This window comes from Gordonia jinghuaiqii, assembly GCF_014041935.1.
Lineage (GTDB): Bacteria > Actinomycetota > Actinomycetes > Mycobacteriales > Mycobacteriaceae > Gordonia > Gordonia jinghuaiqii.
In genome coordinates this window covers 3,430,685-3,456,012 of record NZ_CP059491.1, presented here as the reverse complement: position 1 = coordinate 3,456,012, position 25,328 = coordinate 3,430,685, and the positions used below count along the sequence as shown (strand labels likewise).

Sequence of the window (25,328 nt, the reverse complement as noted above, 5' to 3'; positions counted from 1 at the left end):
CTCGCGGTCAGTGATTCGCCGGCTGGAACGTGCCGTGGTGTGCCGCCTCCTCGGCGCGGATGACGTGCATGACGGCGTTGATCAACGCGAGGTGGGTGAACGCCTGCGGGAAGTTACCCAGGTGCGCACCGGTCTTGGCGTCGATCTCCTCGGCGTAGAGCTTGAGGGGACTCGAGTAGTTGAGCAGGCGCTCGCAGAGCGTCTTGGCGCGTTCGAGTTCGCCGATCTCGACCAGCGCGGACACCAGCCAGAACGAACAGATGGTGAAGGTGCCCTCCTCGCCGGTGAGGCCGTCGTCGGTCTCTTCGACCTTGTAGCGAAGCACCAGGCCGTTGTCGGTGAGCTCGTCGGCGATCGCGAGAACCGTTGCGCGGACCCGGTGGTCATCCGGCGGCAGGAACCGCAACAAGGGCACGAGCAACAACGACGCGTCGAGGGCGTCGTCGCCGTAGCGCTGGGTGAACACCCCGCGGTCGTTGACGCCGTGGGCGAGGATGTCGGCTTTGATCTCGTCGGCGATCGCGGCCCATTTCCGCGCGTGGGTCGCCTCGCCGTGCATGGTCGCCAGACGCGAACCGCGGTCGAGGGCCACCCAGCACATCACCTTCGACGAGGTGAAGTGCTGGGGCTCGCCGCGGACCTCCCAGATGCCGCGGTCGGGGTCGCGCCAGTGTTTGACGGCCTCCTCGACCTGAGCCTTGAGGACCGGCCACAGTGTCTCCGGAACCGACTCGTGTGACTTGATGTTGAGATACACCGAGTCGAGCATCGTGCCCCAGATGTCGTGCTGCGCTTGGTTGTACGCGCCGTTACCGATCCGTACCGGACGGGCGCCGTCGTAACCCGAGAGGTGGGTCAGCTCCTCCTCCTCGAGGGTGCGCTCACCGCCGACGCCGTACATCACCTGCAGGGGATGGCGTTCACCGTTGGTGATGCCGGAGACATCGGCGATGAAGGAGAAGAAGTCGTCGGCCTCACGGTCGAGGCCGAGGGTGTACAGGCCCCACAGCGCGAAGGTCGAGTCGCGTACCCACGCGTACCGGTAGTCCCAGTTGCGTTCGCCCTGAGGGGTTTCCGGCAGCGACGTGGTGGCCGCGGCGAGCAGCGCGCCGGTCGGGGAGTAGGTGAGTCCCTTGAGCGTGAGAGCCGACCGCTGCAGATGGGTGCGCCACGGGTGATCCGGGAAGGTGCCGATGTTGATCCACTGTCGCCACGACTCGCTGGTGGCCCACATCTTCTGGGCGGCCTCCTCCCAGTTCTGCGGCGCGGGCTGACGCGACCAGCTGAGCGCGACGAATCGGTTGTCACCTTCGACGAGGCGGGTGCGGGCACGTGCCTCGCGACCCTCGAGGCCGAGCCGGAGGTCGGTGGTGAGCTTGAGCGTGGGGGTGTCGACATCGGTGTCCCGGGCGGTGGCGACGGCCTCCCCGTACGCCGGGCCGGTGTACTCCCAGCTGGTCATCGCACGGTGGTAGTCGAAGGCCGGCTCGCAGCTCATGTGCAGTTCGACTGTGCCGGACACACATCGCACGGTGCGCAGCAGGATGTGCTCTGCGTCCCAGTCGGTGGGCGTGCGGCGGTGGGTCCGTGATCGTTTGTCGTTGTCGTGCCACGGCCCCATGACCAGGGCGTCGCGGACGATGATCCACCCGGTGTCGGTCTGCCACGTCGTCTCGACCATCAGGCTGCCCGGCAGGTACCGGCGATCGACGGGCACGTTCACGCCGTACGGCGCGAGACGGAAGTGGCCGGCGCTGCGATCGAGCACGGCGCCGAAGACACTCGGGGAGTCCGGGCGCGGTACACACATCCACTCCACCGAGCCGTTGCGTGCGATGAGGCAGTTGGTCTCGGTGTCGGAGAGGAAGGCGTAGTCGCCGATGGGCGGGAAGCTGCTGGTGTGCGACGGGATCACGGGGGACACGGGCGTCGGTCCCGGATCGCTGACCCGCGCGTCACCGGTGGGGGCCTCGGGTGCCCCGGCAGTCGCCGCCGGCAAGGGCGTTACGGTGGAGTCATCAGCGGGAGACATGGCATCTATCATTGCGACGGGCGCCTCTCGATGCCAATCGGCCCCCGTGTGGGTCGGGCCCCCTCGGGCCGGGCGTGTGAATACAGCCGAGAGCGGACGGATGAGGTGATGAGGTGACGGCGTTCTTCGCCTGGTGGGACGGCGTGGAGGAGTGGCTTACCGGCCTGTCTTTCGTGCCTCAGCTGCTGGTGACAGTCGCCGTGGTGATCCCGGTCGCGATCCTCATCGCCTATGTTCTTAATCTCCTGGTCGACGCCGCCGCAACGCTGTTCGACCGACGCCGCTTCGCCGACGATGACGGGACCGGATTGTGAAACTGCTTCGTTCGCCCGTGACCCTCGCCCTGCTGGCGTTGCTGATCCTCGTCGTGATCGCCTGGCTCGTCACCGCCTGACCGACGCCGAGCGCTGACGCACTCCCGCCGACGGCCGTCTCAGCGTCCGGCGATCACCGCGCGCCGGCGGGCCGCAGTGCGGTACAGCGCGCAGATCGCGTCCACGACATCGGGATGTGCACCCAGGGGACCGGCGACAAGGCTCTCGTCGACCATCGCGTCGAGGGCTGATTCGACGCGCTCGATCAGCAATCCCGCCGACAGGAAATACGGACTCAGGGCGATCCGTCGTGCACCCGCGAGGCGGAGTCGACGCACCGCCGACGCCACTGCGCGACCGTCCGGCCCGAGCCTTGTGGCGAACACCACCTCGACGGGACGACGGAGGCGGGTCGACAACTCGATCGCCCGTCCGTGAACGGAGCGGTCGGCGTCGGTGTCGGAGGAGCCGACTGCGGTCAGGATCACACCGTCCTGATCGCCCAGGCCGGCCTCGAGCAGCCGATCGGCAAGGGCGGAGGCCAGCGACCGCCTCCCCACGACATCGGTCTGATGGGCGAACGGGCGGTGCTCGGCGAGGATCGCCGGCAGATCGACCTTGTGGTGATAGCCCGCCGTCAGCAGCATCGGCACCACGACCGGGTCGGCGGCGGTGGGGTCGACGCCGCGGAGGGCATCACCGACCAGCGGCTCGTCGAGGTCGAGGTAGGACAGCACGACCTCGACGCCGGGAAGGCTCGACGCCACGGCCTCGCGCACACGGCGTGCGGTCACGCCGAAGCGCGGATCGCGACTGCCGTGTGCGACGAGGACGAGCGTCGGGCTCACACCAGCTCTTTGAGATGCAGCGGGGCGAGAGCGTCACCCACGAGCCCCGCGGCCAGCGTGTTGCCACCCTGCGGATCGATGAGCAAGAAGCTGCCCGACTCGCGGTTGACCTGGTAGTCGTCGGCCGGGATCGGCTCGGCGGTCTGCACCGAGATCCGCACGATCTGGTTGAGCTCCACCGACTCCGGGGCCTCGACCAGCGCCAGCTCCTGCTCGTCGAACAGTGCATCGAGCGCGCCGACGATGGCCTGGGTGGTCTTGGTGCCGTGCTTGAGGAGCAGACGCGCACCCGGGCGCAGCGGCTTCTCGGCCAGCCAGCACACCGTCGCGGTGAACTGCTGCACAGGTTCCGGGGCGTCGGATACCGCCGCGATCAGGTCGCCGCGGGAGATGTCGACATCGTCCTCCAGCAGGATGGTGACGCTGCGTCCGGTGTGGGCGGTGGCGAGTTGTCCGTCGGCGGTGTCGATCTGGCTGACGGTGGATCGCCGGCCCGACGGAAGGATGACCACTTCGTCGCCGACCGACACCCGGCCGGCCGCGATCAGGCCCGCGTAGCCGCGGTAGTCGGGATACTCCGGCGTGCGCGGACGGATGACGTACTGGACGGGGAACCGGAGGCCGACCTCGCTGCGCGCCACCAGGTTCGGCACCGTCTCGAGATGTTCGATGAGTGTCGGTCCGTCGTAGAACGCGGTGGTCTCCGAGCGGTTCGCGACGTTGTCACCATGCAATGCCGACACCGGGATCGCGGTGACCTGCTCGTCGGACCAGCCCAGCGAGCGGGTCAGTTCGGCGAACTCGGCCGAGATCTCGGCGAACACCGACGCCTGATCTGAGACGAGGTCGATCTTGTTGACCGCCAGCACCAGCTGCGGCACACCGAGGAGCGCCATCACCGCGGCGTGGCGACGGGTCTGGGCGACGACGCCGGTGCGGGCATCGACGAGCAGGATCACCAGCTGTGCGGTGGATGCCCCGGACACGGTGTTACGTGTGTACTGCACGTGGCCGGGGGTGTCGGCGAGCACGAACGACCGTGCGGGCGTGGCGAAGTAGCGGTAGGCGACATCGATGGTGATGCCCTGTTCGCGCTCGGCGCGCAAACCGTCGACGAGCAGTGACAGGTCGGGGGTGTCGAGACCGCGGTCGACCGATGCCTTGGTGACCGCGTCGATCTGGTCGGCCAGAACGGATTTCGTGTCGAACAACAGCCGGCCGACGAGCGTGGACTTACCGTCGTCGACGCTGCCCGCGGTCGCGATGCGGAGAAGGTCGGGTGCGTGCTTCATCAGAAATATCCTTCGCGCTTACGGTCTTCCATGGCGGCCTCGGAGACCCGGTCGTCGCCACGGGTGGCGCCGCGTTCGGTGAGTCGCGACGCGGCGACCTCGGCGAGCACGGCCTGGTTGTCGGCGGCGTCGGAGAGCACCGCGCCGGTCGACGAGCCGTCGCCGACGGTGCGGTAGCGCACCGAAAGTCGTTGCAGCTCTTCGCCGTCGCGGGGGCCGCCCCATACGCCGGGGGTCATCCACATGCCGTCACGCTCGAAGACGTCGCGCTGGTGCGCGTAGTAGATCGCGGGCAGCAGAACCTGCTCGCGGGCGATGTAGCGCCAGATGTCGAGCTCGGTCCAGTTCGACAGCGGGAACACGCGCACGTGCTCGCCGGGTGCGTGGCGACCGTTGTACAGGTTCCACAGCTCCGGGCGCTGCCGCTTGGGGTCCCACTGGCCGAAGGCGTTGCGCAGCGAGAAGATCCGTTCCTTGGCGCGCGAGCGCTCCTCGTCGCGCCGGCCGCCGCCGAACACCGCGTCGAAACGGTTCTCGGTGATCGCGTCGAGCAGCGGGATGGTCTGCAGCGGGTTGCGGACACCGTCGGGACGCTCGGTGAGCCGGCCGTCGGCGAGGTAATCCTCGACCTTGGCGACGTGCAGGCGCAGATTGTGACGTTCGACGACCTTGTCGCGGAACTCGAGGACCTCGGGCAGGTTGTGGCCGGTGTCGACGTGGAGCAGCGAGAAGGGCAGTGGCGCAGGCCAGAACGCCTTCAGGGCGACGTGCAGCAGGACGGTGGAGTCCTTGCCGCCGGAGAACAGGATCACCGGCCGCTCGAATTCGCCTGCGACCTCGCGGAAGACGTGGATGGCCTCGGACTCCAGCGCGTCGAGCGTGGTGAAGTCCTCGGTGTCGAGCGCGGGGTCGGTCAGTGCGGGGGTGCTCGACAGGGAGTCGGTGACGGTCATGCGTGGAGCCCACATTCTGTCTTGGCGCGGCCGGCCCAGCGGCCACTGCGCGGATCGGATCCGGGTTCGGGTTTGACGGTGCACGGTGCGCAGCCGATGGACGGGTAGCCCTCGTCGACGAGCGGGTTGACCAGCACGCCGTGGGTGTCGATGTAGTCCTGCATGGTCTCGTCGGACCAGGCCGCGATCGGGTTGATCTTGACCAGGCCGAACCCCTCGTCGAAGGAGATCAGCGGCGCGTTGGCCCGGGTCGGCGCCTCGACGCGGCGGATACCGGTGATCCAGGCGTCGAATCCGGCGAGGCCGGCCTTGAGCGGCACCACCTTGCGCAAGCGGCAGCATTCACCGGGGTCGCGCGCGAACAGGTTGCGCCCCAACAGTTCATCCTGCTCGGCGACCGTGTTCGGCGGGGTGAGGTTGACCATGTCGACCCCGTACACCTGCTCGACGGCGTCACGGGTGCCGATGGTCTCGGCGAAGTGGTATCCGGTGTCGAGGAAGAGCACCTTGACCGGATCACCGCCGAGGAGGTCGCGATCGATGTGCTTGACGGCGAGGTCGACGAGGGCGGCGTCCTGCATGTTCGACGCCACGACGAAATTGGTGCCGAAGGTCTGAGCCGTCCACCGGATCAGTTCCTCGGGGGTGGCGTCGGATCCGAGGTCGGCGGCGCCCTTCTCCGCGATCTCGCGGAGCTCGTCCTCGCTGAACCGGTGGCCGGTGGCCGGCGCGGTGGTGCTGATGGTCATCGCAAGGCCTCCTCGTCGGCGCGCACGGCCCACTGCGCGAACCGTTCACCGTCCTCGCGCTGATCCACGAAGTTGCGGACGACGCGATCGATGTAGTCGCCGATGTCGGTGGAGAGCACTTTGTGCTGGCGCAGTTTGCGGCCGAACGCGGAATCGAATCCGAGGCTGCCGCCCAGGTGGACCTGGAAGCCCTCGGTCTGGCCGCCGGCGCCGTCCTCGACGAGCTGACCCTTGAAGCCGATGTCGGCGATCTGCGCCCGCGCGCACGAATTGGGGCAGCCGTTGATGTTGATCGTGATCGGCACGTCGAGTGAGTCGTTGATGTCGGCCAGGCGCTCCTCGAGCTCGGGCACCAGGCGCTGCGACCGCTTACGGGTCTCGGTGAAGGACAGCTTGCAGAATTCGATGCCGCTGCACGCCATCAGGTTCCGGCGCCAGTTGGACGCGCGGGCCGACAGGCCCAGCTTCGACAGCTCGGCGATGAGCTGCTCCACCTTGTCGTCGGCGACGTCGAGGATGACCAGCTTCTGGTACGGGGTGAAGCGGATGCGGTCCGAGCCGGCACGCTCGGCGGCGTCGGCGACGGCGCTGAGGATGGTGCCCGAGACGCGTCCGGCGATGGCGGCGAAGCCCACCGAGTTGAGGCCGTTCTTGAGCTTCTGGACACCGACGTGGTCACGCGGCGCGGTCAGCTGCTCGGGGGCCGGGCCGTCGATCAGCTTGCGCCCGAGGTACTCGTCTTCGAGGACCTGGCGGAACTTCTCGACACCCCAGTCCTTGATGAGGAACTTCAGGCGCGCCTTGGTGCGCAGGCGCCGGTAGCCGTAGTCGCGGAAGATCGAGACGACGCCTTCCCAGACGTCGGGCACCTCGTCGAGCGGAATCCACGCGCCGACACGCTGCGCGAGCATCGGATTGGTCGACAGCCCGCCGCCGACCCACAAGTCGAGGCCGGGACCGTGCTCCGGGTGGACGACGCCGATGAAGGCGACGTCGTTGATCTCGTGGGCGACGTCCTGCAGACCGGAGATCGCGGTCTTGAACTTGCGCGGCAGGTTCGAGTACTTCGGGTCGCCGATGTAGCGGCGCACGATCTCGTCGATGGCCGGGGTCGGGTCGAGGACCTCGTCGACGGCATCGCCGGCCAGCGGTGAGCCGAGCACGACGCGGGGGCAGTCCCCGCATGCCTCGGTGGTCTTGAGGCCGACGCCCTCCAGGCGCTCCCAGATGGTGGGGACGTCCTCGATGCGAATCCAGTGGTACTGGACGTTCTCGCGGTCGGAGAGATCTGCGGTGTCGCGGGCGAACTCGGTGGAGATCCCGCCGATGGTGCGCAGCTGCGCGACGTTGAGCGCGCCGGCGTCGCAGCGCACCCGCATCATGAAGTGGTTGTCTTCGAGGAGGTCGATGTTCTCGTCGCCGGTCCAGGTGCCGTCGTAGCCCTCGGCGCGCTGGGTGTAGAGACCCCACCAGCGCATCCGGCCGCGCAGATCCTGCTTGTCGATCGAGTCGAAGCCCTGCTTGGAGTAGATGTTCTCGATGCGGGCGCGCACATTGAGCGGGTTGTCGTCCTTCTTGACCTGCTCATTGGGGTTCAGCGGCTCGCGGTAGCCGAGCGCCCATTGGCCCTCGGCGCGGCGCTTGGCCGGGCGCGCCTTGCGGGCGGGACGCGCGCGCTTCTCGGCGGCGGGATCGGGCTCGGAACCCACGCCGGACACGGCGGGGGCATCGGTTGTGGACGTCATGAAGTCTCCTGTGCCGGCGCACAGGGCCGGCGTTCATCGCACGAATTACGGGCTGAAACGTGCCGGCATCCCTCGATGAGGGATCAATCGGGGCCGAGACGTCGCTAGATGCGACAGAAAGCGCTGTTGACGCGCTTGAGATCAATGTGGCGGCGAGCTGCGAGCCACACCCCGGGGAAAATCACGAGGTCCATAGTGCCACGCCCCCCATCGACTCGTCTACTTGGGGTTATTTTCCATCACGATGATGGAAAACTGGCCGGGGTCGGTCCCTGCCTGTGGCCCACAACGCATGCAGCCGAAGGACTGTTCCCGCCGGGAGCGGGGATGGCCCGAGTCTTGCGGGGCGGATTTGCCACGGTCGGCATGATGGAGTGGTGAACGTCGACCTCCAAGCGCCCGCACCCGAACTGATCGCCGGTGCGTGCGGTGGCGTCGACCCCGAAGTTCCCTTCGGTCTCTACCTGCACGTCCCGTTCTGTGCGACACGGTGCGGGTACTGCGACTTCAACACCTATACGGCCGGCGAACTGGGGTCGAGCTCGTCGCCGGAGTCGTGGCATCGGGCCGTCGCGGCCGAACTCGAGTCGGCGGCGCGGATGCTGACCCCGAGCCGGCCGGTGTCGACGGTGTTCGTCGGGGGCGGTACCCCGTCGCTGCTGGGCGGGGACGGTCTCACCCGTCTGCTCGACGCCGTGCGCGCGAACTTCGACCTCGCCGACGACGCCGAGGTCACCACCGAATCCAATCCGGAATCGACATCGCCGGAGTTCTTCGCCCAGCTGCGTGCGGCCGGTTTCACCCGGATCTCGCTGGGCATGCAGTCCGCGGCCCAGCACGTGCTCAGGGTGCTCGACCGGACCCACACCCCGGGCCGGGCGGTCGCCGCCGCCCGCGAGGCCCGGGCCGCGGGTTTCGACCATGTCAACCTCGACCTGATCTACGGCACGCCGGGGGAGACCGACGACGATCTGCACGCCACCCTCGACGCGGTCCTCGCGGCCGGGGTCGATCACGTCTCGGCGTACGCGCTGATCGTCGAGGACGGCACAGCCCTGGCGCGTCGTATCCGGCGCGGCGAGATGCCCGCACCCGACGACGACGTCCTCGCCGACCGTTACCAGATCCTCGACAGCCGACTGGGCGGCGACGGGCTCGGCTGGTACGAGGTGTCGAACTGGGCCCGCGACGACGCGTCGCAGTGCCGTCACAACATCGCCTACTGGCACAGCCACGACTGGTGGGGCATCGGTCCCGGAGCGCACTCCCATGTCGGCGGCGTGCGCTGGCTGAACGCGAAACACCCTGCGCGCTATGCACAATCGCTTGCGGAGGGCGCCCTCCCGATCGCTTCGTCGGAGCAGCTGACCGACGCCGACCGCCATCTCGAGGCCGTCATGCTCACCACCCGTTGCCGCAGCGGGCTACCTCGCGATCTCCTCGACGACGCCGAACGCGCGAACGCCGAACAGCTCTGCACCGACGGGCTTCTCACGCAGACGCCGAGCGCGTACGTCCTGACCGATGCGGGACGTCTGCTGGCAGACGGGGTGATCCGGCGAGTCCTCTGGGGCTGAACGCGCGACACGCACCGCCCGGCGTTCGTCAGCCGGGCTGTCGCACCACGGCGAGGTGGATCACCAGGTCTGGTCTCCACGCGCGGGGCTCGTCCACCCCGTCGACCGGACGCCGCGCCGGTGGGAGCCGCCACCCTCCGGCGGCGCAGGCGGGCGGCGCGCCGGAATCTCGGCGGTGTCCTCGAGTTGTTCGTCGAGCGGTTTCGCCGAGTTCGACAGATCCAGACTGTCGAGGTCGAGGGTGCGCGCATGGATGACGGAGCGATTACGCAACGCCGACCGCACGGCGCGATGCAACCCGTCTTCGAGGTAGAGCTCGCCCTCCCAGCGCACGACATGGGCGAACAGATCGCCGTAGAACGTGGAGTCCTCGCTCAGCAGCTTGTCGAGTGCGAGCACCTTGGTGATCGGCGTCAGTTGATCCAGACGCAGCTGACGCGGCGGGATCTTGGCCCACCCTCGCGACGACAAACCGTGGTCAGGGTAGGGCTTGCCCTCTCGGACCCGCTTGAAGATCATGCCGAACTCCTCCGACGCCCGCGCCTCGTCGATCGTGCGTGATCGACGACGCCTCGACGGTCCATGCGCAGCGGCCGCGCCGCGAAGCCGCGATGCCGTGCAAATTTCGTAGTATGGAACTCACCCACTGTATGGCAGTGCTCTGAGCCAGGAGGTGTACCGCGTGTCAACCACCGATGATCGTCGCTTCGAGATCCTGCGTGCGATCGTGACCGACTTCGTCGACACGCAGGAACCCATCGGCTCCAAGGCGCTCGTCGAGCGGCATCAGCTCGGGGTGTCGAGTGCGACGGTCCGCAACGACATGGCCGTGCTGGAGGCCGAGGGCTACATCACCCAACCGCACACCAGCTCGGGTCGCGTGCCCACCGACAAGGGCTACCGGATGTTCGTGGACCGGATCAGCGAGATCAAGCCGTTGTCGTCGGCGGAGCGCCGCGCGATCCTGTCGGTACTCGACTCCGGCGTCGACCTCGACGACGTCCTCCGACGATCGGTCAAGTTGCTCGCCCAGCTCACCCGGCAGGTGGCGGTCATCCAGTACCCGGTGCTGTCCGCGGCAACCGTGCGCCACCTGGAGGTCGTCGCGCTGTCGCCGTCGCGCCTGCTGCTCGTGGTGATCGTGGACAACGGGCGCGTCGAGCAACGCATGGTCGCCCTGAACGAAGACCACGACGAGGACGACATCGCCCGCCTGCGGGATCTGTTCTCGGCGGCGCTGCACGGCAAGAGACTCGAGGCGGCCTCGGCGGCGGTGGCCGAACTGGCCAACAGCGCACCCGACGACATCCGGGGCGCCGTGCTCAACATCGCGACCGTGTTGGTGGAGACCCTCGTCGAACGCGGCGACGACCGTCTCGTTCTGGGCGGGACTTCGAATCTGGCGCGCTCGGCTGCCGATTTCACACCCGTGGTCGGGGGCATGGACACCGTGCTGGAGGCGCTCGAGGAGCAGGTCGTGGTTCTCAAGATCCTCGCGACGACGCAGGACATGGGGCAGGTCACCGTGCAGATCGGGGAGGAGACACAGACCGAGAACCTGCGTGGGACCTCGGTGGTGTCGACAGGGTACGGTGCATCGGGAACCGTGTTCGGCGGCGTCGGTGTGCTCGGCCCCACACGGATGGACTATCCGGGAACCATTGCATCGGTGGCAGCCGTTGCCAAATACATCGGTGAGGTGCTCGCCGAACGATGACGCCCGTGTCGACGACGCCGGCCTCGCAAGGACCCGGCCGGTCGTCGGCGGTGCGGATGGTTCCCCATACTCGTACTGCGCGGTCGTGCGAGCGCACACCGCCCGGCACCAACTGAGACCGAAGGATCACTACGACCGTGGCACGTGACTACTACGAAATCCTGGGTGTGGCCAAGGGCGCCGGCGACCAGGAGCTCAAGCGCGCCTACCGCAAGAAGGCCCGCGAACTGCACCCGGACGTCAACCCGGGCAAGGAAGACGAGTTCAAAGAGGTCAGCACCGCGTACGAGGTGCTGACCGATCCCGAGAAGCGCCGCATCGTCGACGCCGGTGGCGACCCGCTCGCCGGCGCGGGTGCCGGCGGGTTCGGGGGCTTCGGCGGGGGCGGCGGAGGCTTCGGCGACGTCTTCGAGGCGTTCTTCGGCAACGGCGGCGGCTTCGGTGGGGGCGGTGGATTCGGCTCGGGTCGCGGACCCAAGTCCCGTGTCCAGCCCGGCGAACCGGCACTCGTCAACATCAAGCTCGACCTCGCCGAGTGCGCGAAGGGCGTCAACAAGGAGATCACCGTCGACACGGCGATCCTGTGCGACGTGTGTACCGGATCGGGCACCAACGGCGACAGCAAGCCGGTCACCTGCGACATCTGCAAGGGCGCCGGCGAGATCCAGTCGGTGCAGCGCTCGTTCCTCGGCCAGGTGATGACGGTTCGTGAATGCCCGACCTGTCACGGCGTCGGCGAGGTCATCCCCGACCCCTGCCACAAGTGCGGCGGCGACGGCCGATTCCGTTCGCGCCGGACCATGACCGTGCGCATCCCGGCCGGTATCGAGAGCGGCATGCGTGTCCGCCTCACCGGTCAGGGCGAGGTCGGACTCGGCGGTGGGCCCGCAGGCGACCTCTACGTCGAGGTCTCCGAACGTCCCCACGAGGTGTTCCTGCGGGACAAGGACGACCTGCACTGCACCGTCAAGGTCCCGATGGTCGACGCGGCGCTCGGCGCCGAGTTCGAGGTCGAGACGATCCTCGGCGACCCGGTCACCGTCACGATCGCACCCGGCACGCAGCCCGGCCAGATCGTGAAACTGCGCGGGCAGGGCATGCCGCACGTCAGTTCCGGGGTGCGCGGCACCATGCACGTGCACCTCGACGTGGTGGTCCCGACCAAGCTCGACGCCGCGCAGACCGAGGCGCTGCAGAAGCTGAAGAAGGTCGGCGACGACGAGATCGAGGTGGTCAACTCCTCGGCGGCCGCGGCGCCCGGTGGGCTGTTCTCGCGGCTGCGCAACGCCTTCGCCGGGAAGTAGGCGGCGTGACCCGGTCGGCACTCGCCCCGTCGGCGGAGCGATGAGTCCGCCGCTCTTCTGGGCGGACTCTGTTCCGGCCCCGGGGGCCGAGGTGATCCTGACCGGTTCGGAGGGTCGCCACGCGGTGACCGTCGCCCGGCTCGGCATCGGTGAACGCATCTTCGTCGGCGACGGCGCGGGTTCGGTGGCCGGATGCGAGATCAGCGAGATCCGCGGCAAGGACACCCTGGTGGCGTCGGTGCGTGAACTCTCGTTCGAGGCTCGCCCGACCCCGCAGGTGACGCTGGTGCAGGCGCTGCCGAAGTCGGAGCGCTCCGAGTTGGCTGTCGATCTCGCCACCGAGGCCGGCGTCGACGTCATCGTGCCGTGGCAGGCGATGCGCTGTGTTTCGCGCTGGACGGGTAAGGCGGACAAGGGCGTTGCCAAGTGGCGGGCTGCCGCATCGGCGGCTGCCAAGCAGAGTCGCCGACCATGGGTACCCGACGTGACCGACCTCGCGGGCACCATCGACGTCCGCGCGCGCTGTGCCGATGCGGTGGCGGCCGGAGGTGTTGTCGCGGTCCTCCATGAGGAAGCCGCACGCCCGCTCGCCGAACTGCCCCTCGGCGATGCCGGCGAGATCGTGCTCGTCGTCGGGCCCGAAGGCGGTCTCGACGACACCGAGGTGGCGGATCTGACCGCGCTCGGCGCGCATGCGGTGGTCCTGGGCCCCGAGGTTCTGCGTACCTCCACTGCCGCGGCCGTTGCCCTCGGCGCGATCGGGGTCCTCACCCGGCGGTGGTCGCGGTGAGCGCCGTCCCACGTTGCGCGGTGCGCCGAACCAAGATCGAATATGGCTGCGAGCCTTCCCAATTCGGCCACCTGTACCAGCCTCGAGACAGTCTGGACGAGGAATCGCCCGCGCGCATCGTGGTCCTGATCCACGGCGGGTCATGGTCCGTCGAATACGGCTCCACGATCCAGACCGCAGTCGCCCGCATGCTCGCCGAACGCGGCGCGGTCGTCTGGAACATCGAGTACCGCCGGGTCGGCGAGGCCGGCGGGGGCTGGCCCAACACGGGTCGAGACGTGGTCGATGCCATCCGCGCTCTCGACGGTCCGGTCCGGGAGGCGCTTCCCGCACGCGGTGTCGACTTCTCCTCGACCGCGGTGGTCGGACATTCCGCGGGCGGACAGCTCGCGGTGTGGGCCGTCGGGAAGCTCGGGGCGCGCACCGAGTCGACGACCATCACCACCGTCGTCGCCCAGGCAGCCGTGCTCGACACGGTCGGCGCCGCGAACAGTGAGTCGCTGCAGAGGTTCATCGGCCGGCCCTACAGTGAGGCGCCGCGCGCCTACCAGGACGCCTCACCGATGCTGGCGCCGGTCTTCGACGCGCACGTGGTGGCGATCCACGGCGACGACGACGACCTCATCCCCGTCGAGTCGAGCAGGCGATACGTCGACGACGCGGCGTCACGGGGGCAGTCCGCCGAGCTCATCGTCGTCCCCGGCGAAGGCCACCAGGCGTTCGTCGACCTGCGCAGCGGGTGCGTGCGGCAGACGGTCCGGGTGCTGGGGATCTGACGGGGGGCTTCGACAGGCTCAACCGGCAAGGGGGCAGGCGCGGCCGGCAGAGGCGCGGGCTCAGCCGGCAGAGGGGTGGGCCGGAATATTGCCTGCTGATCGGGAGTTGCAGCGCGATACACTGGCCTCACGCCTGCGTGTCGCGATCGTGAAGCGCCGCGTAGCAGACGACCAGAAGACGCAGAACCCCCGAACACCAGGAGTGATTTCATACGTGAGTGACGACAACCCCGACCCGAGCGGGCAATCCAGCCGTACGCAGCCGCGCCGGTCTGGGGTCACATCCACTGTCGAAGTCTCTCCCGGAGTCGTGTTCGGGTTGCTCGGCGCGAGTGACATCAACCTCCGGACGCTCGAACAGCTGTTGCCCGCCGACATCCACGTCCGCGGCAACCAGGTCACGCTGTCCGGCGAACCCGCCGACGTCGCCGCATCCGAACGCGTCATGGCAGAGCTGGTCGACCTGGTCGGACGAGGCACCCCGCTCACGCCGGACCTGGTGCGGCACAGCGTGTCCATGCTCTCCGCCGGCGGCAACGAATCACCCGCCGACGTCCTCTCGCTGGACATCCTGTCGCGGCGCGGCAAGACGATCCGGCCGAAAACGCTGAACCAGAAGCACTATGTCGACGCCATCGACGAGTACACCGTCGTCTTCGGGGTGGGCCCCGCCGGAACGGGCAAGACCTATCTGGCGATGGCCAAGGCCGTGCAGGCCCTGCAGTCGAAGTCGGTCAACCGCATCATCCTGACCCGGCCGGCCGTCGAGGCCGGTGAACGCCTCGGCTTCCTGCCGGGCACGTTGAGCGAGAAGATCGACCCCTATCTGCGCCCGCTGTACGACGCGCTCCACGACATGATGGATCCGGAGGCCATCCCGAAGCTGATGGCTGCCGGGGTGATCGAGGTGGCGCCGCTGGCGTATATGCGCGGCCGCACCCTCAACGACGCGTTCATCATCCTCGACGAGGCGCAGAACACCACGACCGAACAGATGAAGATGTTCCTGACCCGCCTGGGCTTCGGCTCCAAGGTCGTCGTCACCGGCGACGTGACCCAGGTCGATCTGCCCGGCGGCGCCCGTAGCGGCCTGCTCGCGGCGACCGAGATCCTCGGCGGTATCGACGACATCCACATCGCGCGGCTGACCAGCCAGGATGTGGTCCGCCACCGTCTGGTCGCCGACATCGTCGACGCATACGGTCGCGCGGAGGAGTCGCAGCGCTCACTGTCGGACAGCACAATCGTCGGCAACCGCGCGTCGCGTCGTGCCGCGGCCCAGGGGCGTCGTTCATGAGCATCGAACTGGCCAACGAGTCAGGCGTCGAGGTTCCGGCCGACCTGATCATCGACGCCGCGCGCTTCGCCGTGAACGCGATGGACGTCAACCCCGCGGCCCTGCTCTCGGTCCTCTGCGTCGACGAGGACACCATGGCCGACATGCACGTGCAGTGGATGGATCTGCCCGGCCCCACCGATGTGATGAGCTTCCCGATGGACGAACTCGTCCCCGGTGGCCGGCCCGACGCCGCCGACCTCGGACCGGCGATCCTCGGTGACATCGTGTTGTGTCCGGAGTTCGCCCGCAAGCAGGCCCGCGAGGCGCGCCGCTCCTTCGAGCACGAGCTCGCCATGCTGACCATCCACGGAGTTCTGCATCTCCTCGGCTACGACCACGCCGAGCCGGAAGAAGAACGCGAGATGTTCGGCCTCCAGAACGAGATCCTCGACGCGTTCTACGCGCAACGTCATCGGCGTGCGCAGGAACAGCGTCAGACCGACCGCGACTCGCGGTTGCTGTCCAACATCGGGTTCACCGGCCTCGAACGCGGCGCCGACGGGCCCGGGATCGCGGCCCCGGGGAATGCCCCGCGGTCCGAGGAGGACTGAGTGCCTGCCGACTACTGGTTCATCGTGGCCGCAGTCGTACTGATCGGGATCGGTGGGGTCTTCGCCGCGGTGGACACCGCGGTCTCGACGGTCTCCAACGCCCGCGTCGACGACATGGTCCGCGAGGGTCGGGCCGGTGCCCGTCGACTGGCGATCATCCTCGACGCCCGGGCGACCTACGTCGGTCTGGTCGTGCTGCTGAGGGTGTCGTGTGAGACGGCGGCCGTCGCGCTCATCACCGTCGCGACGACCCGTCTGATCGGAGTCGGCGGGGGGTTGGTCGTGGCGATCGCCGCGATGGCGGTGATCTCCTATGTCGCCATCGGCGTCGGCCCGCGCACGCTCGGCCGTCAGCACGCGTACACGATCGCGCTGGCGTCGTCGCATCTGTTGTCGGCGCTGGGTGTGCTCCTCAAACCGCTCACCCGCCTGCTGATCCTGATCGGTAATGCGTTGACGCCCGGCCGCGGGTATCGCAACGGCCCGTTCGCCACCGAGATCGAGCTCCGTGAGGTCGTCGACCTCGCGGAGGCCAGCGGTGTGGTCGCTGCCGACGAACGACGCATGATCCACTCGGTGTTCGATCTCGGTGACACCAGCGCGCGCGAGGTGATGGTGCCGCGTCCGGAGATGGTGTGGATCGAGGCCGACAAGACCGCGCTGCAGGCCACGAACCTCGCGACCCGATCGGGTCATTCGCGCATCCCGGTCATCGGTGAGAACACCGACGACGTGCTCGGCATCGTCTACCTCAAGGACGTCGTGGCACGGACGGTGGCCCGGCGCATCGACCCGGCGACACTGCGCGTGGTCGACGTCATGCGCGACGCCGAGTTCATCCCCGACTCCAAGCCGCTCGACAAGGTCCTGGCAGACATGCAGCGCGCCCGCAACCACATGGCGATGCTGGTCGACGAGTACGGCGGCATCGCCGGTCTGGTGACCATCGAGGACGTGCTGGAGGAGATCGTCGGGGAGATCACCGACGAATACGACACCGACGAGGTCGCCCCGGTCGAGGATCTCGGCGACGGCTCGTTCCGGGTGTCGGCGCGACTCCCGGTCGAGGACCTCGGTGAGCTGTTCGACGTCGAGATCGACGAGGAAGAGGTCGAGACCGTCGGTGGACTGGTCGGTCTCGAACTCGGACGCGTCCCGCTGCCCGGCGCCCGGGTCAAGTCCCACGGACTGCAACTGGTGGCCGAAGGCGGGCCCAATCGCCAAGGGCGCCAGCGCATCATCACCGTCCTGGTCACCCGGGTCCCCGGGGCCGAGACCGACCGGAGGTCCGACCGCGACGACACGTCGAATGGGCGTGGACATTCCGGCAGACCGCACGGGCGCCACGACCGCACCGCGGGTCGTGAACACGAAGAAGAGCGTGTGCGCGCCGACCGGACCGACCCCGGAACCCCCGATCACGACGGCCCAGATCGCAACGGCCCAGATCGCAACGGCTCAAATCGCAACGGCTCAGATCGCAACGGCTCAGATCGCAGAAGCGCCGAGCAACCGACAGCAAGGATGAATCAGTGACCGAGACCCTCGCCGACGAGGATCGCAAGCTCGTGGTGCTCGCCCGTGGCGCCCTGGCCCGCGCCGAGGCGCGTTCGGGCGCTGCCGTGCGGGACGGTGACGGCCGCACGTACGCCGGCGCCGACGTGCGCACCGCCACGCTCACACTCAGCGGGTTGCAGGTCGCGGTCGCGTCGGCGATCTCGAGCGGTGCCCGTACTTTCGAAGCCGCGGTGATCGTCAACGGCGACGCCGACGATCCCGGCCTGGCCACCCTGCACGAGATGAGTCCGCAGGCCTACGTCGTACTCACCGACACCGCGGGCCGGCCGCAGCAACGTCTGGGGCGAGCCGATGTCTGAGTTCCGTTCGGGATTCGTCTGTTTCGTCGGACGACCCAACACCGGCAAGTCGACGCTGACCAACGCGCTGGTGGGGGAGAAGATCGCGATCACCTCCAACCGGCCGCAGACCACCCGCCACACCATCCGCGGGATCGTCAACCGGCCCGACGCCCAGCTCATCCTCGTCGACACGCCCGGCCTGCATCGTCCGCGAACCCTGCTCGGCCGCCGGCTCAACGATCTGGTGCGCGACACCTACTCCGAGGTCGACGTGATCGGCATCTGCATCCCGGCCGACGAGGCCATCGGTCCGGGCGACCGATGGATCATCTCGCAGGTGCGTGAGATGGCCCCGCGCACAACGATTATCGGCGTGGTCACCAAGATCGACCGGGTCGGTCCCGAACAGGTCGCCAAGCAACTCCTCGCCCTGTCGCAGTTGTTGGGCCCGACGTCGGAGGTGGTACCCGTCTCGGCGAAGTCGGGCAAACAACTCGACGTCCTGAGTGACGTGCTCGTCGGCCTGATGGAAGAGGGGCCGGCGTTCTACCCCGACGGTGAACTCACCGACGAACCCGAACAGGTCCTGATGGCGGAGTTCATCCGCGAGGCCGCACTCGAGGGTGTGCACGATGAGTTGCCGCATTCGCTCGCGGTGACCATCGAAGAGGTGATCGATCGCGAGGACCGCGGCCCGGATCTGCCGCCGATGGTCGATGTCCACGCCGTGCTCTACGTCGAACGAGACAGCCAGAAGGGCATCATCATCGGCCACAAGGGAGCCCGCCTCAAAGAGGTCGGTACAGTGGCCCGCGCACAGATCGAGCGGTTGCTGGGCACCAAGGTGTACCTGGATCTGCATGTGAAGGTCGCCAAGGACTGGCAGCGCGACCCCAAGCAGCTGCGTCGACTGGGCTTCTAGGTCGACCCGCTTCTCGGTCGATGTCGTTGTTCGGTCGACGAGGTCGGCGGCCGAGAGGTTGCGGTCACCCGCGCTGACGCGTGGGCCTGCGGGGGAGGTACGTCGATGGGTACGCACGAGTCGCAGGTCCGGTCCGGGGTCGACGAGGACTCCGGCAGAGGTGCGCACGAGGCGCCCGAGGCCGAGCAGCCGACCGGGCGGACCATCGCCGGAGTCCTCGGTTCGCCCCGGTTCTGGCTGGCGCCGGTGGTGCTGGTCGCGATCCTCTTCTCGTTGATGGCGGCGTTGTACATGTCGGCGGTGGTCGACCCGCAACGGCATCTGCACGACTTCCCGGTGGCCCTGGTCAACGAGGACTCCGGTGGCGAGATCGAGAACGCCGACGGGGTGGCGACCGAGCAGAACCTCGGTGACCAGGTGGCCGACGGCATCATCTCCTCCGCCGCCGACAACGGGATCATCATCACACGCACCGACCGGTCGACCGCTCTCGGTGAGCTCAACAGCGGCAAGGTGTACGGCGTCATCGTCGTGGGTTCCAACTTCACCAACCGGGCGGTTGCGCTGGGCCGTGCCACCGTGCTGACGGCCGAGCCGACGAGACCGACCATCGACATCTTCATCAACCGGGGTTCGGGTGCGTTCGCGTCGTCGATCACCACAACGCTGGCCGACACGGTCCGCACACGCGTCAACGAGGAGGTCGGGGCGCAGCTCACCGAGCAGGTCCGCACCCAACTCGAGCGCAACGACATCTCGTTCAGCGGCGCCGCGCAACTGGCACTCGCGACGCCGGTGGCCGTCGAGGTCTCCGAGCCGACGCCGCTGCCGAATGGTGCCGGAAACGGCCTGTCGGCGTTCTACTTCACGCTGCTGCTGGTGCTCGCGGGCTTCACCGGCGCGATGATGGTGAGCATCGTCGTCGACGGCATGCTCGGCCAGACGCCGATCGAGTACGGGCCGTTCTATCAGCTGCGGGAGCGGCTCGCGATCAGCCGCTGGGCGACCCTCGCGGCCAAGTGGACCATCATGTTCGTCGTGGCGGTACTGCTCTCGGCGCTGTTCATCGGCGTGGGAGCGCTCGTGGGGACATCACTGCCCAACGGGTTCGTGCTGTGGATGCTCTCGGTCCTCGCGATCTTCGCGGTCGGGGTGAGCGCCAGCGCGATGATGGCGGTGTTCGGCAACGCGGGCCTGTTGTTCAACCTCGTCTTCTTCGTCGTGTTCGGTCTGCCCTCCTCGGGTGGCACCCTGCCGCTCGAGGCCAGCCCGCGGTTCTTCGAGTGGATCGCCGCCGTCGAACCGATGCACGTCATCTATCTCGGCGTGCGAGCGGTGCTCTACTTCGACGCGGATCTGTCGGCCGGGCTGGGCCGGTCGATCATCCAGTGCATGATCGGGTTGCTCGTCGGAGTGTTGCTGGGTCTGCTCGGCACCAAGTACTACGACCGCAAGGGCTGGCACCGGTTCCCCGGCGGGATGACGCTGCCGCCCAGGCTCGACAAGATCGTCAACGCCGGCTGAGCCCTGTCGCGAGCGGCGCCCTGAACGACCGGCAGGCCGGCACGGCATGTCCCGGTCATCTGGTTCTGGCACGGTGTAGGCATGGGTAGCCCGGTCCTCATGTCGATCCCCGAAATCTCCACGGCCCTGCACGACCTGCGGGACCGACTCGACCGAGCCGAGGCGCGGGCCGAGTCCGTCATCGGCGGCGTCGCCCGGACGCATCGGGGGAGCGCCCGCAATCTGGTCCACTACGTCGCCGTGCGGCGTCACGATCTGCGGCCGCTCCAGGCCGCGATGGCCGCGCACGGTCTGTCGAGTCTCGGACGGATGGAATCGATCGTCCACCCGTGGATCGACACGGTCATCGAGACCGTGGACGCGCTCGCCGAAGGACGACGACGGCACCCGATCCGGGACGACCTCGCCGACGGCGAGCGGACTCTGATCCGCAACCGCGACGACCTGCTGGGGACTGTGCACCCCGGCGCGGGCGACCCCACCGCCGACGGACCGGACGACGAACACGGTGAACGGGCCGGCCGGATCATGGTCACCATGCCCACCGAGGCGGCAGGCGATCCCGAACTGGTCGGTCGGATGGGGGCGGCGGGGATGGACGTCGCGCGGGTGAACTGCGCGCATGACGGTCCCGCCGAGTGGACGCGGATGATCGACGCGGTCCGCGCGCTCCCCGGGGACGTGCGGGTGGCGATGGATCTCGCCGGACCCAAGATCCGTACCGGCCCGCTCGAACCGGGTCCCGAGGTGCGCAAGGTGAAACCGGTACGCACCGACACCGGCACCGTCGAGAGGGCTGCCCGTGTCCGCTTCAGCGCGACGACACAGACCGGACAACGCCCGCCCGACGGGATCGACGCGGTGATCCCCGTGCTCGACCTCGACCCAGACTGCCTCAACACCGTCGACGTGGGCGCTCGCTTGTCCCTGCGCGACGCCCGCGGCCGGCGCCGGCGGTTGCGGGTGGTCGGGGTGTCGGAGGCCGGGATCGACGCCGAGTGTGACCGCACGGTGTACTACCAGACCGGGATGTCGATCACGGTGAGTCGCCCCGGCCAGGGTGAGAACAAGGGTGAAGGCAAGGGGCGCAACAACACCGGCGAGGAGCGGTCCCTCGTCGTCGGCGAGCTCGACGAGGTGCCGCAGCATCTGTTGGTGCGCACCGGCGACGAGATCCGGCTGCAACGGGACCTCGCGCCCACCCCGGCGACCCGGGTCGGCCCGCACCGCATCGGCTGCGAACTCGGCGAGGCCTTCGACGACGTCCTGACCGGTCACCGCGTGCTCTTCGACGACGGGAAGATCGCCGGCCGGGTCCGGGAGAAGCTCGACGACGAGATCGTCGTCGACGTCGAGCGGGCCGGCCCCGGCGGCACCAAACTCCGGGCGGGGAAGGGGATCAACCTACCCGACACCACGCTCCACATCCCGGCACTCACGGCCGAGGATCGGTCGGATCTGGAGTTCGTCGCCGAACACGCCGACATCGTCAACTACTCGTTCGTGCGGTCACCCGATGACGTCGCCGATCTCATCGACGAACTCGAGCGACTCGGCGCGCACCACGTCGGCATCGTGCTGAAGATCGAGACGCGTGCGGCGTTCGAATCCCTGCCGCAGATGTTGCTCGAGGCGATGCGGTGGGAGCGGGTCGGGGTGATGATCGCCCGCGGTGACCTCGCCGTGGAGGTCGGGTTCGGCCGTCTCGCCGAGGTCCAGGAGGAGATCCTCTGGTTGTGCGAGGCCGCGCACACCCCGGTGATCTGGGCGACCCAGGTGCTCGACGGGCTGGCGAAGAACGGCGTCCCGTCACGTGCGGAGGTCACCGACGCGGCGATGAGCCGCCGGGCCGAGGGCGTGATGCTGAACAAGGGGCCCTTCATCGTCGAGGCGATCGAGGCGTTGACGTCGATCCTGGATCGGATGGGCGGCCACGTCGAGAAGAAGCGATCGCTTTTGCGTCCGCTGAGCTCATTCGACCTCGCCGAGCACTGAGGCCTGATGCCTCGCGGCACCGGACCTGATGCCTGATGCATGTCGCGTCGGTCGGTGTCGGTGAGCGGTGGGAGAATGTGCCGGTGAGGTTCTATCAGGATGAGGCCGTCGTGCTCCGCCAGCACAAGCTGGGCGAGGCCGACCGCATCATCACCCTGCTGACCGCCGAGCACGGTCTCGTGCGGGCGGTCGCCAAGGGCGTGCGCCGGACGCGGTCGAAGTTCGGGGCCCGGCTGGAACCCTTCGCCCACATCGACGTGCACCTCTATCCGGGTCGCAGCCTCGACGTGATCACGCAGGTGCACAGCCTGCATGCCTTCACCGATGCCATCGTCGCCGACTACGGGCGCTACACGACGGCCTGCGCGGTCCTCGAGACCGCTGAACGTCTCGCGGGTGAGGAACGGGCCCCCACCCGCCAGCTACACCGGCTGACCGTGGGCGCGCTGGAAGCGCTGGCGCAGGACCGCCGTCCGCGAGAACTGATCCTCGACGCCTATCTGCTGCGTGCGATGTACAGCGCGGGCTGGATGCCGGCGTTGGAGGAGTGCGCGCGGTGCGCGACGCCCGGGCCCCATCGCGCCTTCCATGTCGCCGCAGGCGGTGCCGTCTGTCTGCACTGCCGCCCGCCCGGGTCGGCGACCCCCTCGCCCGGCGTGCTCGACCTCATGGAGGCGTTGTTCCGGGGACAATGGGAAGACGCCGTCGACGCGACCCCGTCGCTGCGCCGCCAGGCCAGCGGACTCACCGCCGCCCATCTGCAATGGCATCTCGAACGCCAGCTCCGAACCCTGCCTCTGATCGAACGCACCGCGCCTCATAGGCTGATGGAGACGGGTGTGGACACTGGTGTGAGGAGAGTCGACGATGGCGTTGCGGCCGGGTAGTTCCGCAAGAGGGCGGAAGTCCGCGAGCCCTCGTCCGGAGGTCCGCCCGCCCGACCCGCATCCCAGCGGCGCCCGCCCGCCCGCCATTCCCGCCCAGTTCGTACCCAACCATGTGGCGTTGGTGATGGACGGCAACGGACGGTGGGCCACCGACCGGGGATTGCCCCGCACCGAGGGACACAAGCGCGGTGAGGCCGTTCTCATGGACACCGTCTGCGGGTGCATCGAGTTGGGTGTCGGGTGGCTGTCGGCCTACGCGTTCTCCACCGAGAACTGGTCGCGCAGCCCCGACGAGGTGCGCTTCCTCATGGGGTTCAACCGCGATGTGATCCGTCGCCGCCGCGACGAGATGCACGAGATGGGTGTGCGTGTGCGCTGGGCCGGCCGCCGACCCCGCCTGTGGCGCAGCGTGATCCGCGAACTCGAGATCGCCGAGGAGATGACCAGGGACAACACCGTGATGACCCTGACCATGTGCGTCAACTACGGTGGCCGTGCCGAGATCGCCGACGCCGCCCGCGAGATCGCACGACGCGCCGCGCGTGGCGAGATCGATCCCGAGCGCATCACGGAGTCGACGTTCGCGCGCTACCTCGACGAGCCGGACATGCCCGACGTCGACCTGTTCCTGCGTCCGTCAGGGGAACAACGCATCTCCAATTTCCTGCTCTGGCAGTCCGCGTACGCCGAGATGGTCTACCAGGAGAAGCTGTTTCCCGATTTCGACCGCCGCGACCTGTGGGCGGCCTGCCTCGAATATGCCGAGCGCGACCGCCGTTTCGGCGGGGTGAAGCCGTCGTGACCGACACCCCGAAACTGCTCGATCGTGCCGCGGAGATCGTGGCCGAACTCGGCCCCACCGACCGTCCCGACGCGGAATCGGTTGTGGTGCAGGTCGGTCCCACCCGCGCCTCGATCCGCGTGCTCACGCTGGCCGATGGGCTCGACGTCCTGGCCGTGACCCAACTGGTCGCGATGGACCTGCCCAACACCCCGACGCTGCGTGACGATGTCGAGGCATGCGCCGCGCAGCTGAGCTTCGGCAGTCTCCGACGCTCCGATCGTGGCGGGGTGACCACAGATGTGTTGCAGTACTACACGTTTCCCGCCGGCCAACTCGACGATGTGCCGCTGCTGACGGTCCTGCACATCGTCCTCGCGGCAGGTGTCGACGCCGCCGAGCGACTGGTGGGTCCGGCCGCGGGCTGAGCCGTTCCGCCGAACGGGTACGTCCGCGGGCCTACTCGGCTGACGACGAGCCTTGTGCGGCATGACAATCGGCGCACCGACCGAACACCTCGACGGTGTGGTTGATGTCGGTGAAGCCGTGTTCGGCCGCGACCTTCGCCGCCCACTTCTCGACCGGATCGGCCTGGACCTCGACGGTGGTACCGCAGCCACGACACACCAGATGGTGGTGGTGGCCCGATGAGCAATGGCGATAACGGGTTTCGCCCGATCCGTCCCACAGCACATCGATCTGCCCGGCCTGGCTCAGCGCCTGCAGATTGCGGTAGACGGTGGTCAGGCCGATGGATTCGCCCCGTGCCTTGAGGATCTCGTGGAGTTCCTGGGCGGAGCAGAAGTCGTCGGTCCCGGCCAGCGCGTCGGCGATCGCGGCACGTTGCCGTGTCGAACGGATGCCGGTGACCGGCTGCGGTCCCGACTCGGTGACGCCGGTCATTCGTCGGCCGCCGGAGGTGCATCGGTGTCAGTGGGACCCGAGCAGCTGGAGGGGGCGGGCACAGTGCGCGCGGGCCGGGCGTCCCTCGTGGTCTCCATCGAGTGGGCCAGGGCGTCGACGACGATGTGGGCGATGTGGTCGTCGAGCAGTTCGTAGGTGATCTCGCGGCCGTTGCGCTCGCCGCGGACGACGCCGGCATCCTTGAGGACGCGGAGGTGCTGGCTGACCAGCGGCTGGCTCAGGCCCAGATGTCCGACGAGCTCGTGGACGCACTGGACGCGTTCGCGCAGGGACAACACGATGGCGACGCGGGTGGGTGAGGCCAGGGCGCGCAGCAGATCGGCGGCCGCTTCGCGGGCGGCCTGATCGGCGTCCCCGACGGGCCCGTCGACCGGCTTGGCCCCGCCGAACTGTTCAGACGACATCGCACTCCTCCCGGCTGGGTCGCGATCCATGGTGCCGACCATTCT

Annotated in this window: 25 protein-coding genes and 1 pseudogene; 16 read left to right on the top strand and 10 right to left on the bottom strand. The window is 68.4% G+C overall.

The features are described 5' to 3' along the window. Positions 1–7: 7 nt before the first annotated feature. Complete coding sequence (locus H1R19_RS15395) at positions 8–2,032, bottom strand: glycoside hydrolase family 15 protein (RefSeq protein ID WP_188327693.1); 2,025 nt, start codon at positions 2,030–2,032, stop codon at positions 8–10. Between the two features lie 113 nt (positions 2,033–2,145). Between H1R19_RS15395 and H1R19_RS15390 the strand changes: the two genes are divergently transcribed. After that, positions 2,146–2,346 carry a hypothetical protein gene (locus H1R19_RS15390; protein WP_188327694.1) on the top strand — a complete coding sequence of 67 codons (201 nt, stop codon included), beginning with the start codon at positions 2,146–2,148 and terminating at the stop codon, positions 2,344–2,346. A gap of 119 nt (positions 2,347–2,465) precedes the next feature. Here the strand turns inward: H1R19_RS15390 and H1R19_RS15385 are convergent, their stop codons facing one another. Genes H1R19_RS15385 through H1R19_RS15365 form a run of 5 tightly spaced genes read right to left on the bottom strand, consistent with a single transcriptional unit; the run spans position 2,466 to position 7,933 of the window. Then, complete coding sequence (locus H1R19_RS15385; RefSeq protein ID WP_219849482.1) at positions 2,466–3,194, bottom strand: sirohydrochlorin chelatase; 729 nt, start codon at positions 3,192–3,194, stop codon at positions 2,466–2,468. Continuing rightward, positions 3,191–4,486 (bottom strand): sulfate adenylyltransferase subunit 1, encoded by a 1,296-nt coding sequence (locus H1R19_RS15380; RefSeq protein WP_219849481.1) that lies wholly within the window; start codon positions 4,484–4,486, stop codon positions 3,191–3,193. Before H1R19_RS15380 ends, H1R19_RS15385 begins: the two co-directional genes overlap by 4 nt. Then, positions 4,486–5,439 (bottom strand): sulfate adenylyltransferase subunit CysD, encoded by a 954-nt coding sequence (gene cysD / locus H1R19_RS15375; RefSeq protein ID WP_188327697.1) that lies wholly within the window; start codon positions 5,437–5,439, stop codon positions 4,486–4,488. The genes H1R19_RS15380 and cysD overlap by 1 nt, the downstream gene beginning before the upstream one ends. Continuing rightward, positions 5,436–6,188 carry a phosphoadenylyl-sulfate reductase gene (locus H1R19_RS15370; protein ID WP_219849480.1) on the bottom strand — a complete coding sequence of 251 codons (753 nt, stop codon included), beginning with the start codon at positions 6,186–6,188 and terminating at the stop codon, positions 5,436–5,438. Before H1R19_RS15370 ends, cysD begins: the two co-directional genes overlap by 4 nt. Continuing rightward, positions 6,185–7,933, bottom strand: a complete 1,749-nt coding sequence (locus tag H1R19_RS15365) for a nitrite/sulfite reductase (protein ID WP_244970721.1) — start codon at positions 7,931–7,933, stop codon at positions 6,185–6,187. The genes H1R19_RS15370 and H1R19_RS15365 overlap by 4 nt, the downstream gene beginning before the upstream one ends. 377 nt (positions 7,934–8,310) lie before the next feature. Here H1R19_RS15365 and hemW point away from each other — a divergent pair, with 377 nt between their 5' ends. Beyond that, a complete protein-coding gene (hemW, locus tag H1R19_RS15360; RefSeq protein WP_188327699.1) occupies positions 8,311–9,510 on the top strand; it encodes a radical SAM family heme chaperone HemW in 1,200 nt (399 codons plus the stop codon). Positions 9,511–9,570: 60 nt separating this feature from the next. Here the strand turns inward: hemW and H1R19_RS15355 are convergent, their stop codons facing one another. Further along, complete coding sequence (locus H1R19_RS15355; RefSeq protein WP_188327700.1) at positions 9,571–10,029, bottom strand: type II toxin-antitoxin system VapB family antitoxin; 459 nt, start codon at positions 10,027–10,029, stop codon at positions 9,571–9,573. Positions 10,030–10,192: 163 nt separating this feature from the next. Between H1R19_RS15355 and hrcA the strand changes: the two genes are divergently transcribed. From hrcA to H1R19_RS15320, 7 genes are all read left to right on the top strand, one after another. After that, entirely contained in the window at positions 10,193–11,227 is a 1,035-nt protein-coding gene (hrcA, locus tag H1R19_RS15350) for a heat-inducible transcriptional repressor HrcA (protein ID WP_188327701.1), read from the top strand. 137 nt (positions 11,228–11,364) lie between these two features. Beyond that, on the top strand, positions 11,365–12,531 hold the full coding sequence (gene dnaJ, locus H1R19_RS15345; protein ID WP_188327702.1) for a molecular chaperone DnaJ: 1,167 nt from the start codon (positions 11,365–11,367) through the stop codon (positions 12,529–12,531). 40 nt (positions 12,532–12,571) lie between these two features. Then, a complete protein-coding gene (locus H1R19_RS15340) occupies positions 12,572–13,321 on the top strand; it encodes a 16S rRNA (uracil(1498)-N(3))-methyltransferase (protein ID WP_219849479.1) in 750 nt (249 codons plus the stop codon). Then, a complete protein-coding gene (locus H1R19_RS15335) occupies positions 13,318–14,097 on the top strand; it encodes an alpha/beta hydrolase family protein (RefSeq protein WP_219849478.1) in 780 nt (259 codons plus the stop codon). Before H1R19_RS15340 ends, H1R19_RS15335 begins: the two co-directional genes overlap by 4 nt. Positions 14,098–14,311: 214 nt before the next feature. After that, positions 14,312–15,394: a PhoH family protein gene (locus tag H1R19_RS15330; protein WP_188327705.1), complete on the top strand. Its 1,083-nt coding sequence runs from the start codon at positions 14,312–14,314 to the stop codon at positions 15,392–15,394. Next, a complete protein-coding gene (gene ybeY / locus H1R19_RS15325; protein WP_188327706.1) occupies positions 15,391–15,987 on the top strand; it encodes an rRNA maturation RNase YbeY in 597 nt (198 codons plus the stop codon). The genes H1R19_RS15330 and ybeY overlap by 4 nt, the downstream gene beginning before the upstream one ends. Further along, positions 15,988–17,523, top strand: a complete 1,536-nt coding sequence (locus H1R19_RS15320) for a hemolysin family protein (RefSeq protein WP_219849477.1) — start codon at positions 15,988–15,990, stop codon at positions 17,521–17,523. Here H1R19_RS15320 and H1R19_RS23465 read toward each other — a convergent pair. Beyond that, a pseudogene (locus H1R19_RS23465) lies at positions 17,447–17,632 on the bottom strand (hypothetical protein); the annotation flags it as partial. The gene H1R19_RS15320 and the pseudogene H1R19_RS23465 sit on opposite strands and share 77 nt — an antisense overlap. On the opposite strand from H1R19_RS23465, the gene H1R19_RS15315 reads away from it, so the two are divergent. The 7 genes from H1R19_RS15315 (at position 17,556) to H1R19_RS15285 (ending at position 24,383) form a co-directional block, all read left to right on the top strand. Then, positions 17,556–17,864 carry a cytidine deaminase gene (locus H1R19_RS15315; protein ID WP_372631536.1) on the top strand — a complete coding sequence of 103 codons (309 nt, stop codon included), beginning with the start codon at positions 17,556–17,558 and terminating at the stop codon, positions 17,862–17,864. The pseudogene H1R19_RS23465 and the gene H1R19_RS15315 sit on opposite strands and share 77 nt — an antisense overlap. Next, the gene (gene era / locus H1R19_RS15310) at positions 17,857–18,768 is read left to right on the top strand and encodes a GTPase Era (RefSeq protein WP_188327709.1); all 912 of its coding nucleotides are present in this window, start codon (positions 17,857–17,859) and stop codon (positions 18,766–18,768) included. Before H1R19_RS15315 ends, era begins: the two co-directional genes overlap by 8 nt. A 105-nt stretch (positions 18,769–18,873) precedes the next feature. Continuing rightward, the gene (locus H1R19_RS15305) at positions 18,874–20,292 is read left to right on the top strand and encodes a YhgE/Pip domain-containing protein (protein WP_219849475.1); all 1,419 of its coding nucleotides are present in this window, start codon (positions 18,874–18,876) and stop codon (positions 20,290–20,292) included. Positions 20,293–20,373: 81 nt separating this feature from the next. Beyond that, positions 20,374–22,287, top strand: a complete 1,914-nt coding sequence (locus tag H1R19_RS15300; protein ID WP_219849474.1) for a pyruvate kinase — start codon at positions 20,374–20,376, stop codon at positions 22,285–22,287. A gap of 83 nt (positions 22,288–22,370) precedes the next feature. Next, positions 22,371–23,174 carry a DNA repair protein RecO gene (gene recO, locus H1R19_RS15295; protein WP_219849473.1) on the top strand — a complete coding sequence of 268 codons (804 nt, stop codon included), beginning with the start codon at positions 22,371–22,373 and terminating at the stop codon, positions 23,172–23,174. Next, complete coding sequence (locus tag H1R19_RS15290) at positions 23,155–23,976, top strand: isoprenyl transferase (protein WP_219849472.1); 822 nt, start codon at positions 23,155–23,157, stop codon at positions 23,974–23,976. The genes recO and H1R19_RS15290 overlap by 20 nt, the downstream gene beginning before the upstream one ends. Further along, positions 23,973–24,383 carry a hypothetical protein gene (locus H1R19_RS15285; protein ID WP_188327714.1) on the top strand — a complete coding sequence of 137 codons (411 nt, stop codon included), beginning with the start codon at positions 23,973–23,975 and terminating at the stop codon, positions 24,381–24,383. The genes H1R19_RS15290 and H1R19_RS15285 overlap by 4 nt, the downstream gene beginning before the upstream one ends. A 31-nt stretch (positions 24,384–24,414) precedes the next feature. Here the strand turns inward: H1R19_RS15285 and H1R19_RS15280 are convergent, their stop codons facing one another. Next, complete coding sequence (locus tag H1R19_RS15280) at positions 24,415–24,858, bottom strand: Fur family transcriptional regulator (protein ID WP_188327715.1); 444 nt, start codon at positions 24,856–24,858, stop codon at positions 24,415–24,417. Continuing rightward, positions 24,855–25,283 (bottom strand): ArsR/SmtB family transcription factor, encoded by a 429-nt coding sequence (locus H1R19_RS15275; protein ID WP_244970720.1) that lies wholly within the window; start codon positions 25,281–25,283, stop codon positions 24,855–24,857. Before H1R19_RS15275 ends, H1R19_RS15280 begins: the two co-directional genes overlap by 4 nt. Between the last annotated feature and the right edge of the window lie 45 nt (positions 25,284–25,328).